This window comes from Pannonibacter sp. Q-1 (genome assembly GCF_054073275.1).
Map to the genome: position 1 here is coordinate 84,734 of NZ_JBSXNB010000006.1, position 11,377 is coordinate 96,110.

Sequence of the window (11,377 nt, forward strand, 5' to 3'; positions counted from 1 at the left end):
TCCATAGCAGCCCCCTCTGATCCCCTTACGTCATCTGGCAATGGTTAATGAGTTCTTACCGGCCATGCATTTTGACAAAATTCCGCGGGGGGCAGGCTGAGATTCAGGTCCAAAAAGGCTTGCCAGACAGGCGTGGCCTAGCTTAAGTAGCAATGTTATAAGATAACATTACAGGAGTTTGAGATGCTCAGGCAGACGACGGCCCTTGCGCTGGCGATGATGGCGCTGGCCGCAGGCGGAACAATGGTGCGGGCGGACGAAGCCCAGAGCCACTGGCGTGTTTTCGTTGGCGATCATTCCACCGGCAAGATCACGGCGATCGATCTGGACAAGCCGGACCAGCGCTGGTCCTTCGAGGTGAAGAGCCACGCAAGGCTTTATCCCTTCGGTGATGGCGCAGGCATTGCCGTGGTGCAGGCTGAAGCGGACCGTGCCGATTTCCTGAAGAGCGGCATCATCCTGGAAAGCCACGGCGACCATGCCGACCTTGAGGTCAGCGACCCGGCCCTGCTCAGCGCCTCCATGGAGGGCGGCAATCCGGTGCATGTGGTGGAGCACTCCGGCGTGCTGGCCATCAACTTCGACAAGGATGCCAAGGCCACACTTGCCGATGTGAAGGGCCTTCTTGGCGGCGATCCGCAGATGCGTGACTTCCCGCAGGAGATTGCGCACCATGGCTTCGTCGCCGTTTTTGGTGACTACGTGCTTTCGACCGTGTCTGCCAAGGAAAAGCCGGAAGGCGCCTCCAGCCTGCCGCGCCTCGGGCTGCAGGCCTTCTCGGCCGATGGTAAGCCGGTGTCGGACCTGGCCTCCTGCCCCGCTATTCATGGCGAGGCTTTCTCCGGCGCCTATCTGGCGGCGGGCTGCGAAGACGGCATCCTGACGGTGAAGACGGACAAGGCAAAGCCCGAGTTCTCGCTCCTGCCCTATCCTGCCGACTTCCCGAAGGGCAAGACCGGCACGCTGCTGGGCGTGAAGGGCATGCAGGCCTTCCTCGGCAACTATGGCGCTGACGGCCTTGTTGTGGTGGATCCGGCCGATGCGCCGCATTTCACCCGCGTCACCCTGCCCTTCCGCCGGGTGGACTTCGTGCTGGATCCGGCCAAGCCGCAGGCAGCCTATGTGCTGACCGAAGACGGCACGCTGCACCGCCTGAACATCCTGTCGGGCGAAATCGAGGTGTCCGGCAAGGTGAGCGAGCCCTACAGCATGGACGGCCACTGGCGCGACCCGCGCCCGCGCCTTGCCGTGGCTGGGGATACAGTGGTGATGACCGATCCGAACAAGGGCCTCCTGCGCCTCATCAGCACCGCTGACCTGAAGCAGACCGGCGAAATCCCGGTGGAAGGCCAGCCCTACACCATCGCCATCACCGGCGGCAGCGGCATCAGCCACTGACCCTATCCCTCCGCCCCGTTTTGCGTGAGAGCTCGGGCGGAGGGCACTCTCCTTTTGCCGCAGCGCCCCCTCTCCCCCCTTGAGCTAACGGATTCACACATCAGGTTCGGAAACTGCCCGCAATGAGGCGTTTGCGTTTCGGGAGGACGCCTGCCGCCCCCTCCCCCTGGTGGGGAGGGGTAAGGGGTGGGGGGCTCTGAGGCGAAAACTATATGAAAGACAGATAGATGCCTGAAGAGACATCAAGAAGAACGGCTGTCCGGAACCAATGAACACTCTGCCAGCCGGAAAGACTTTCCCCCACCCCTCACCCCTCCCCACCAGGGGGAGGGGGGCTGAAAGACCGTGCCCAAGTGACCAAACTGCAGGCTTTACCCAAGCTGCCTTCGGCCTCAGGCACGATGTGTGCATGCAGTAGCTCCCCCTCGGAAAATCAGCCCCCGCTCACTTGCCCTTGCGGTTCATGGCAGCAGCGAGAGCTGCGGCCATGGCGCTGTTGCCGCCGCTGGCCGGGGCCGGAGCGCCACCGCCACGGGGTGCACCGCCACCACGCGGGGCACCGCCGCCGGGACGGGGGCCACGCGGGTCACGAGGGCCATCTTGGCTGGTCCGCTCGCGCGCGGCCTGATAATCGGCGGCCTTCTTCATGGTCAGGGAGATGCGCTTGCGCTTGGCATCCACCTCCAGCACCGTCACCGAGACGATATCACCGGCCTTGACCACCTTGTGCGGATCATCGACGAACTTGTCGGCCAGCTGCGACACGTGGACAAGGCCGTCCTGATGCACGCCGATATCGACGAAAGCGCCGAAATTGGTGACGTTGGTGACCGTGCCTTCCAGCTTCATGCCCACGCGCAGGTCTGAAATCTCTTCCACGCCATCCAGCAGCGTTGCGGTCTTGAATTCCGGGCGCGGGTCGCGGCCCGGCTTTTCCAGCTCGGCGATGATATCGCGCACCGTCGGCAGGCCGAACCGCTCGTCGGTGAACTGGGCCGCATTCAGCGTCTTCAGGAAGGCGCTGTCGCCCATGATCTGGCGCACGTCCCGGCCACAGGCCTTCACGATGCGCTCGGCCAGCGGATAGGCTTCCGGATGCACGGAGGACGAATCCAGCGGATTGCTGCCATCGCGGATGCGCAGGAAACCGGCGCAAAGCTCGAAGGCCTTGGCGCCAAGGCGCGGCACATCCATCAGCTGCTTGCGGCTGGTGAAGCGGCCAATGCTGTCGCGGTGTTCCACCACGGCCTTGGCAAGACTTTCGCCCAAGCCCGAAATACGGGCGAGCAGCGCGGGCGAGGCGGTGTTGAGATCCACGCCCACCGCGTTCACCGCATCTTCCACCACGGCATCGAGTGCACGGGCCAGGCGGGTCTGGTTCACGTCATGCTGATACTGGCCGACGCCGATGGACTTGGGCTCGATCTTGACGAGTTCGGCCAACGGGTCCTGCAGGCGGCGGGCGATGGAGGCCGCCCCGCGCAGGGACACGTCCACATCCGGCATTTCCTTGGCCGCGAGTTCCGAGGCCGAATAGACCGAAGCCCCCGCCTCGTTGACGATGACCTTGATGGGCCGCGCCGCGACCGGAATGCCGGCCAGAACCTCTGCGGCCAGACGGTCGGTCTCGCGGCTTGCCGTGCCGTTGCCGATGGCGATCAGCCCCACCTTGTGGCGGGCGATCAGCGCCAGCAGCGTGTTGCGGGCACCGGCCATGTCGTTCTTCGGCTGGAAGGGATAGACGGTCGCCGTCTCCACCAGCTTGCCGGTGGCATCCACCACCGCCACCTTCACGCCCGTGCGGATGCCCGGATCCAGCCCCAGCGTGGCGCGGGCACCAGCGGGGGCGGCGAGCAGCAGGTCCTTGAGGTTGCGGGCGAACACCTGAATGGCCTCTTCCTCGGCCCGGTCGCGCAGGTCACCCATCAGGTCAAGCTCAAGGTGCAGCGCCAGCTTCACCTTCCAGGCCCAGCGGGCCACATCCATCAGCCACTTGTCAGCCGGGCGGCCCTGCTCGGAGATACCGGCCGCATGTGCCACCATGCGCTCGACGGGCTTCAGCCCCTCGGTCACATCCGTGTCCACCGTCAGCTCGACGGAGAGCACACCCTCGTTACGGCCACGGAACAGCGCCAGCGCCCGGTGGCTGGGGATCTTGGCCCAGGTCTCGGAATAATCGAAATAATCGGCGAACTTGGCGCCCGGCTCCTGCTGGCCGTCGATGACCTTGGAGACGACCACGCCCTTGGCGGTCAGATACTCACGCAGGCGGCCGACCAGTTCGGCGTTTTCGGAGAAGCGCTCCATCAGGATCTGGCGTGCGCCATCCAGCGCGTCCTTCACCGTGGCCACGCCCTTTTCCTCGCTGACAAAGGCGGCAGCTTCCGTTTCCGGCACCTTGCGCGGATCGGTGAGCAGCGCATCGGCCAGCGGCTCCAGCCCTGCCTCGCGGGCAATCTGCGCCTTGGTGCGGCGCTTCTTCTTGAAGGGCAGATAAAGGTCTTCCAGCACCGCCTTGGTGTCGGCCTGCGCGATCTTCAGCGCCAACTCGTCCGTCAGCTTGCCCTGCTCGTCGATCGACCGCACGATGGCCGCACGCCGGTCTTCCATCTCGCGCAGATAGATCAGCCGCTCTTCCAGCTTGCGCAGCTGGGTGTCATCCAGCCCGCCGGTTGCTTCCTTGCGGTAGCGGGCGATGAAGGGCACCGTCGAACCCTCATCCAGCATCTGCACCGTGGCATTGACCTGGTTCGGCTGACAGCCGATCTCCTCCGCAATCCGCCGCGCAATCCTGAGCGCCACTTCGGGGGAGACCTGCGCCTTCTTGCCGGTGGCGGGCGTCGCGGCAAAGCCGGGGGTCTCGGGGCTCAGGTCGGAAAGATCGGACATGGGGTCGTTCCATCGCAAATTGATCGGATAGCCCCTGCCTTCCGCAGGCCGGCAAGGGAGCGCGGACGATAGAGCCCGCAAAGGCGGCGATAAAGAGACACCCCGCCACAGTCCACGGAAATGCAGGGTTTCACACAGGGAGTGGCACTTACGGATTGCCGCCCCTTCACCGCACCACGGTAATGCTCTCCGCTGCACGGGTGACGGCGGTGTAGAGCCAGCGGTCGCGGTGTTCGCGGAAGGCGAAGCTTTCGTCGAAGAGGACGACGCGGTCCCATTGCGAGCCCTGGGCCTTGTGCACGGTGAGGGCATAGCCGAAATCGAATTCGTCGGACTTGCGCCGCAGGGCGTAGGGGATCTGCTCCGCGCCTTCCTCGAACAGCGCCGGCATGACCTTGATTTCCACCGACTGCTTGCCCGGCTCGTCCTCGGGCATGATGTCATAGCGCAGGGTGTTGCCCTTGGACTGTTTCTGCCGCTTCACCTGCCACAACCCGCCGTTGAGCAGGCCGCGGGTCTTGTCGTTTCTGAGGCACACCAGCTTGTCGCCCACGGCGGGCATGGGAGAGAGGAAGCCCTTCAGCTCGCGGATGCGGTTGTTGTAAAGGCGGCGGGTGCGGTTGGTGCCGACCAGCACCTGATCGGCGGCCAGGATCTGTTCCTTGTCGATCTCCCGGCGGGAGATGATGCGGCTGGCGCCGAAGGTGCCGTAATCAAGGCTGCCACCCTCGCGGATCGTCATGGACATGCGCACGATCGGATTGTCCTGCGCCTGCCGGTGCACCTCGGTCAGCATCACGTCCGGCTCGGCCTCGGTGAAATAGCCACCGCCCTTCACCGGCGGCAGCTGCGCCGGATCTCCCAGCACCAGCACCGGCGTGCCAAAGGACAGAAGATCGCGGCCCAGATCCTCATCCACCATGGAACATTCGTCGATGACGATGAGGGACGCCCGCGCTGCATCGCTGTCGCGCTTCAGAGCAAACTGCGGACCGCTGTCCTCGCCCTCCTCGACGATCTCCTCTTCCTTGGCCGCGCGCGGCCGGTAGATCAGCGAGTGGATGGTGCCGGCATCCGTGCAGCCCTTCTGGCGCAGCACATGCGCGGCCTTGCCGGTGAAGGCGCCGAAGCACACGTCGCCATCAATCCCTTCCGCCAGATGGCGGGCCAGCGTCGTCTTGCCCGTTCCGGCAAAGCCGAAAAGGCGGAACACCTGCTTGTCGCCGCGCTTCAGCCAGCGCGCGGCATCCGACAAGGCCTTTTCCTGCTGGGGCGACCAGAGCATCCGTGCGATTCCCGTTTCGTTCGCTCAAGGCAATAGCGGGTTTTTACCGCATCACCAAGGCTCGAAAACAAAAACCCCGCGAGACCGGCTGGCGGCCTCGCGGGGCATATCCTCAATGAGTTCGGCTTCAGGCCGCCGCAGCCTTGGCCGCGAGGCGGGCACGGATGCTGTCCACATCGGCCTTCGGCGTCGCCCCGAAGAGGGTGCGGGTATACTCGTGCTGCGGGTTGTCGAACACCTCTTCACGGGTGCCGTATTCCACCACTTCGCCGTAATACATCACCATCACCTTGTCGGCGAGGTAACGCACCACCGACAGGTCGTGGCTGATGAACACATAGGTGAGGCCCATCTCGTCCTGCAGGTCCTTCAGCAGGTTGAGGATCTGCGCCTGAACCGAGAGGTCGAGCGCGGAGACCGGCTCGTCCAGCACCAGGAGCTTCGGCTTCAGCATGATCGCCCGGGCAATGGCCACGCGCTGGCGCTGGCCGCCGGAGAACATGTGCGGATAACGGCCGTAATGCTCCGGCTTCAGCCCCACCTTTTCCAGCATGGACAGCGCCGCATCGCGCCGCTCGGCAGCGGACATATCCGTGTTGAGCAGCAGCGGTTCTTCCAGAACGTGACCGATCTTCTGGCGCGGGTTCAGCGAGCCATAGGGGTTCTGGAACACGATCTGCACCTTGCGGCGCATTTCGCGGGAGATGCCGGTCCTGGCGATGTCGATGGACAGGCCGTCGATCTCGATGGAGCCGGAGGTCTGCGGGTCGATCATGGTGAGAATGCGGGCAAGGGTGGACTTGCCGCAGCCGCTCTCGCCGACGATGGCAAGGGTGGAGCCGCGCTCCACATCGAAGCTGACGCCCTTCACCGCCTTCAGCACGCGAGGCTTGGCAAACAGGCCGCCGCCGATGACATATTCGCGCGTGACATCGCGCACCTTGAGGATTGCGTCACTCATGCGCCGGCCTCCTGCGCTGCAAAGGTCTTGGCAAAGTCGCTCACGGTCGGCAGCCGGTCGCCGGTGGCGTTTTCCGGCAGCGCCGACAGCAGCGCACGGGTGTAGGGGTGCTTGGGCGCCTCGAAGAGGGAGAGCACATCGGACTCCTCCATCTTCCGGCCCTGATACTGCACGATCACCCGGTCGGCGGTTTCAGCCACGACACCCATGTCATGGGTGATCATGATCAGCGCCATGCCGCTGTCCTTCTGCAATTTCATCAGCAGGTCGAGGATCTGCTTCTGGATCGTCACGTCGAGCGCCGTCGTCGGCTCGTCGGCGATCAGCAGCTTCGGGGCGCAGGCGATGGCCATGGCGATCATCACGCGCTGGCACTGGCCACCCGACATCTGGTGCGGGAAGGAATTGACCCGGCGCTCCGGCTCGGGAATGCCCACCGCCTTCATCAGTTCCAGCACGCGGGCCTTGCGGGCGCTGCCGGAAAGATCGGTATGCACCTTCAGCGCTTCATTGAGCTGGAAGCCGACGGTGAAGCACGGGTTGAGGCTGGCAATCGGCTCCTGGAAGATCATGGAGATGTCCTTGCCGATGACCTTGCGCCGCTCAACAGCCGAGAGCTTGCGCATGTCGCGGCCTTCAAACTCCATCTTGTCCGCCGTGATGGTGGCCGTATCGGGCAGAAGGCCCATGGTGGCCAGCATGGCAACCGACTTGCCCGAACCGGACTCGCCGACGATGGCCAGCACTTCACCGGCCTCGACCGTATAGTCCACGCCGTCCAGCGCGCGGAACGGGCCCTTGGCGGTGTCGAACTCGACCCGGAGGTTGCGGATTTCAAGTAGCGCCATGGGCTTAGCTCCGCTTCAGCTTGGGATCGAGCGCATCACGCAGGCCGTCGCCGACCAGGTTGATGGCCAGAACCGTGATGAGGATGGCAAGACCGGGGAAGGTGACGACCCACCAGGCGCGCGTGACGAATTCCCGCGCCTCCGCCAGCATCGTGCCCCATTCCGGGGTGGGAGCCTGAGCGCCCATGCCGAGGAAGCCGAGAGCGGCCGCATCGAGAATGGCGTTGGAGAAGGAGAGCGTTGCCTGCACGATCAGCGGCGCAACGCAATTCGGCAGGATGGTCTTGAACATCAGCCGCAAGTGCCCTGCACCGGCCACGCGCGCCGCCACCACATAATCGCGGTTGCGCTCGGCCATGACCGCCGCACGGGTGAGGCGGACGAAATGCGGCTGCAGCACCAGTGCAATGGCGATCATCGCATTGGTCAAGCTGGGCCCAAGGATCGCGACCAGAACCAGCGCCAGCAGCAGGGACGGAAACGCCAGAATGATATCCATCACGCGCATGATGAACGTATCGACGGCACCACGGGCATAGCCGGCGACAAGGCCAAGCACGATCCCGCCAGAGGACGCGATGGTCACCACCAGCGCGCCAATAAACAGAGAATACCGCGCACCAAAGATAAGCCTTGAAAGGATGTCACGCCCCACAGCATCTGTACCGAGCAGGAAGCGCCAATCGCCGCCTTCAACCCAGGCCGGCGGGACGAGGAAGCTGTCACGGTACTGCACCTGCGGCGCATGCGGGGCGATGAGCGGTGCGAAAATGGCCATCAGCACCACGAGTGCGAACACAGCCAGGCCGATAACGGCACCGCGGCTCTGGGAGAAATAGTACCAGAATTCGGCCAGCATGGCGCGGGTGGCGTTGCGGCTTTCCTGGGCGAGCTTTTCGGCCGAAACGGGTGCGGCCTCTGAGGTTTTTGTCATGGTTTTTCCTCCGCGCTCAGTTGTGCCGGATACGCGGGTTGATGAGCCCGTAAAGCACGTCAACGATCAGGTTCACCAGCATGATGATGCCAGAAACCAGCAGCAGCCCTCCCTGTACGGCGAAGTAGTCTCTTCGAAGAACGCTATCGAGGAGCCACTTGCCAATGCCGGGCCAGGAGAAGATCGTCTCGGTCAGGATCGCGCCTGCCAGCAGGACACCTACCTGCAGGCCGATGGTGGTGATGACGGGGATCAGCGCGTTGCGCAGCGCATGCAGGCCAATCACCCGCAGCGGCGGCAGCCCCTTGGCCCGGGCCGTGCGCACATAATCCTCACCCATGACTTCCAGCATGGCCGAGCGGGTCTGCCGGGCAATAACGGCCAGCGGAATGGTCGCCAGCACAATCGAGGGAAGAATCAGATGGCGGACGGCAGACAGGAACGCGCCCTTCTGTCCGGACAGCAGGCTGTCGATCAGCATGAAGCCGGTCACCTGCGGGAAGAAATACATCAGCGAGATGCGGCCCGAAACCGGTGTCCACTGCAGTGTCACCGAGAACAGGATGATCAGCAGCAGACCCCACCAGAAGATCGGCATGGAATAGCCGACGAGCGCGGTGCCCATGATGGTCTGATCGGCCACCGTGCCGCGCTTGACTGCCGCGAAGATGCCAAGCGGGATGCCCAGCAGCACGGCAATGAGAATGGCGCAGAAGGCAAGTTCCACCGTCGCAGGGAAGAGTTGCAGAAACTCGGTCAGGATCGGCTTCTTCGTGGCGAAAGAGACGCCCAGATCGCCGTGAAAAATCTTGACGAGGAAGTCGAGATATTGCTCCCACAGTGGCTTGTCGAAGCCCAGCTGCTGGAAAATCAGCGCCTTGCGCTCGGGATCAATGCCGCGCTCCCCCGCCAGAAGCTCAACCGGATCACCCGGGAGCAGGCGGATGAAGCTGAAGGAGATCAGCGTCACACCGAGAAAGGTCGGAATGAGCAGGCCGAGACGGCTCAGGAGAAATCGTATCATGGTCCGGTTCCGGATGAGGGGCAGCGGCACGCCTGACTGAGCCAGCGCGCCGCCACCCGGGAACAGCAAAGGGCAGCGGCGCCAGTTGGCTCCGCTGCCCCGCGAGTGTCATCGATTATTCAGCGATGTCGACACCAACGAAGGAATGGCCGCCGAGCGGATCCATGACGTAGCCGGAGACATTCTTCGACATCGGCATGAACACGACGGAGTGAGCGATGGTTGCCCACGGAGCCTGCTCCTTGAAGACGACCTGAGCTTCTTCATAAAGCTTGGTGCGCTCTTCCTTGGTGGAGACAGTCTTGGCCTTCTTCACGAGCGCGTCGAAGTCCTGGTTGCACCACTGGGCACGGTTTGCACCGCCCACAGCGTCACAGCCCAGCAGAACGGCCAGGAAGTTGTCCGGGTCGCCGTTGTCACCGGTCCAGCCGAGGAGCACGGCGCCATCGCGCTGCACATCGCTCGAGCGCTTCAGGTACTCGGCCCATTCGTAGGAAACGATCTCGACCTTGACGCCGATCTTGTCGAAGTCAGCCTGGATCAGCTCGGCCATACGGCGGGCATTCGGGTTGTAGGGACGCTGCACCGGCATCGCCCAGACCTTCATGCTCAGATCCGTCACACCTGCTTCTTCAAGCATCTTCTTGGCCGCTTCCGGATCGTACGGATCGTCCTGGATGGAGGTGTTGTAGGACCACATGGTCGGCGGGATCGGGTTGGTGGCCTTCTGGCCGGAGCCCTGGAACACACCGTAGATGATGGCGTCCTTGTTGATCGCCATGTTGAGGGCCTTGCGCACTTCCGGCTTGTCGAACGGCGCCAGCTGGGTGTTGTAGGCCAGGTAGCCGATGTTCAGGCCTTCCTGTTCCATCAGCTGCAGGTTGGCATCTGCCTTGATGGCCTCAATGTCGGCCGGGGCCGGATAAGGCATCACATGGCACTCGCCGGCCTTCAGCTTCTGCAGGCGCACGGCCGCATCCGTGGTGATGGCGAAGACGAGGTTATCGGCCGGCTGCTTGCCGTCCCAGTAGTCGGCGAAAGCCTGATAGCGGATCACCGCATCCTTCTGGTAGCCGACGAAGGCGAACGGGCCGGTGCCGATCGGCTGCTGGTTCAGCTGATCCCGGGTGCCGGCCTTGTCGAGCTGGTCGGCATATTCGGCGGAGAGGATCGAGGCAAAGTCCATGGCCAGATTCGCCATCATCGGCGCTTCCGGACGGGTCAGGACGAACTTCACGGTGTAATCGTCGACCTTGACGATTTCCTTCACCAGCTCCGGCATGGACATGCCGTCATAATATTCCCAGGAAGCGCCAGCGGTGTACTGGTTCCAGGGGTTGTCCTTCTGGCCCTGACGGTTGAAGGAGAACAGAACGTCGTCAGCGTTGAACTCACGCGTCGGGGTGAAATAGTCGGTGGTGTGGAACTTCACGCCCTTGCGCAGGTTGAACGTGTATTCCAGCCCGTCGTCGGATACGGACCAGCTTTCGGCGAGGCCCGGAACAACTTCCGTGGTGCCCGGCTTGAACTGGACGAGACGGTTGTAGACGGTCTTGGAGGACGCATCGAACGTGGTGCCGGACGTGTAGAGTGCCGGGTCGAAGCCTTCCGGAGAGCCCTCGGAGCAATAGACCAGCGTCTTTGCCTGCGCGCCGGTTGCAGCAACGCCAATGAGGGTTGCACCCAGAAGCGCAGCCTTGAGGGTTTTACGCATCATCATCAAACTGTTCTCCCCTTTGATGAAAGGGCCGCGACCCCGCCGTTAATGTTTGGCGGGCTGGAACACGGCCTTGAGCGAAATAAGGCCGCTTTTTGGCCTGAAATCAACCGCCAAATTATTTCTTCTTCTCCGCGGATCTGGAAGGATTTTTCCAATTCTCTCCGCAGAACAAAAAGACAAAGCTAAACTGAAGCCAATATATGAAAAACGATCCCGAGTTCCTTTCGGATCCGGAGGGCAGCCAAGAGTCAAAAAAGAAAAAAATCGAACACACACCAACATCAAGCCACACGAATAAGTCGTATTATTCGTTAGTCT

The 11,377-nt window shown here is 63.0% G+C and carries 8 protein-coding genes; 1 reads left to right on the forward strand and 7 read right to left on the reverse strand.

The features are described 5' to 3' along the window. Positions 1–183: 183 nt before the first annotated feature. Positions 184–1,398, forward strand: a complete 1,215-nt coding sequence (locus ACVNHC_RS17490) for a hypothetical protein (protein WP_457168357.1) — start codon at positions 184–186, stop codon at positions 1,396–1,398. Between the two features lie 444 nt (positions 1,399–1,842). Here the strand turns inward: ACVNHC_RS17490 and ACVNHC_RS17495 are convergent, their stop codons facing one another. The 7 genes from ACVNHC_RS17495 to ACVNHC_RS17525 all read right to left on the reverse strand — a co-directional run bounded on the left by ACVNHC_RS17495 (position 1,843) and on the right by ACVNHC_RS17525 (position 11,059). After that, a complete protein-coding gene (locus ACVNHC_RS17495; protein WP_457168359.1) occupies positions 1,843–4,287 on the reverse strand; it encodes a Tex family protein in 2,445 nt (814 codons plus the stop codon). Positions 4,288–4,453: 166 nt separating this feature from the next. Beyond that, positions 4,454–5,572: an ATP-dependent DNA helicase gene (locus ACVNHC_RS17500; protein WP_050472507.1), complete on the reverse strand. Its 1,119-nt coding sequence runs from the start codon at positions 5,570–5,572 to the stop codon at positions 4,454–4,456. Positions 5,573–5,699: 127 nt separating this feature from the next. Further along, a complete protein-coding gene (locus tag ACVNHC_RS17505; protein WP_050472506.1) occupies positions 5,700–6,533 on the reverse strand; it encodes a dipeptide ABC transporter ATP-binding protein in 834 nt (277 codons plus the stop codon). Further along, a complete protein-coding gene (locus ACVNHC_RS17510) occupies positions 6,530–7,381 on the reverse strand; it encodes an ABC transporter ATP-binding protein (protein ID WP_082205889.1) in 852 nt (283 codons plus the stop codon). The genes ACVNHC_RS17505 and ACVNHC_RS17510 overlap by 4 nt, the downstream gene beginning before the upstream one ends. A gap of 4 nt (positions 7,382–7,385) precedes the next feature. Then, positions 7,386–8,240, reverse strand: coding sequence for an ABC transporter permease subunit (locus ACVNHC_RS17515; RefSeq protein ID WP_244274473.1), 855 nt, complete (start codon positions 8,238–8,240; stop codon positions 7,386–7,388). A gap of 91 nt (positions 8,241–8,331) precedes the next feature. Beyond that, positions 8,332–9,339, reverse strand: a complete 1,008-nt coding sequence (locus ACVNHC_RS17520) for an ABC transporter permease subunit (RefSeq protein WP_050472563.1) — start codon at positions 9,337–9,339, stop codon at positions 8,332–8,334. Between the two features lie 115 nt (positions 9,340–9,454). After that, a complete protein-coding gene (locus ACVNHC_RS17525) occupies positions 9,455–11,059 on the reverse strand; it encodes an ABC transporter substrate-binding protein (RefSeq protein ID WP_457168362.1) in 1,605 nt (534 codons plus the stop codon). Positions 11,060–11,377: the final 318 nt, after the last annotated feature.

Excerpts from the sequence above, each read along its gene's own strand:
- ACVNHC_RS17515 (WP_244274473.1), bottom strand. The coding sequence starts at position 8,240 with ATGCTGGCCGAATTCTGGTACTATTTCTCCCAGAGCCGCGGTGCCGTT.
- ACVNHC_RS17520 (WP_050472563.1), bottom strand. The coding sequence starts at position 9,339 with ATGATACGATTTCTCCTGAGCCGTCTCGGCCTGCTCATTCCGACCTTT.
- ACVNHC_RS17510 (WP_082205889.1), bottom strand. The coding sequence starts at position 7,381 with ATGGCGCTACTTGAAATCCGCAACCTCCGGGTCGAGTTCGACACCGCC.
- ACVNHC_RS17505 (WP_050472506.1), bottom strand. The coding sequence starts at position 6,533 with ATGAGTGACGCAATCCTCAAGGTGCGCGATGTCACGCGCGAATATGTC.
- ACVNHC_RS17525 (WP_457168362.1), bottom strand. The coding sequence starts at position 11,059 with ATGATGATGCGTAAAACCCTCAAGGCTGCGCTTCTGGGTGCAACCCTC.
- ACVNHC_RS17490 (WP_457168357.1), top strand. The coding sequence starts at position 184 with ATGCTCAGGCAGACGACGGCCCTTGCGCTGGCGATGATGGCGCTGGCC.
- ACVNHC_RS17495 (WP_457168359.1), bottom strand. The coding sequence starts at position 4,287 with ATGTCCGATCTTTCCGACCTGAGCCCCGAGACCCCCGGCTTTGCCGCG.
- ACVNHC_RS17500 (WP_050472507.1), bottom strand. The coding sequence starts at position 5,572 with ATGCTCTGGTCGCCCCAGCAGGAAAAGGCCTTGTCGGATGCCGCGCGC.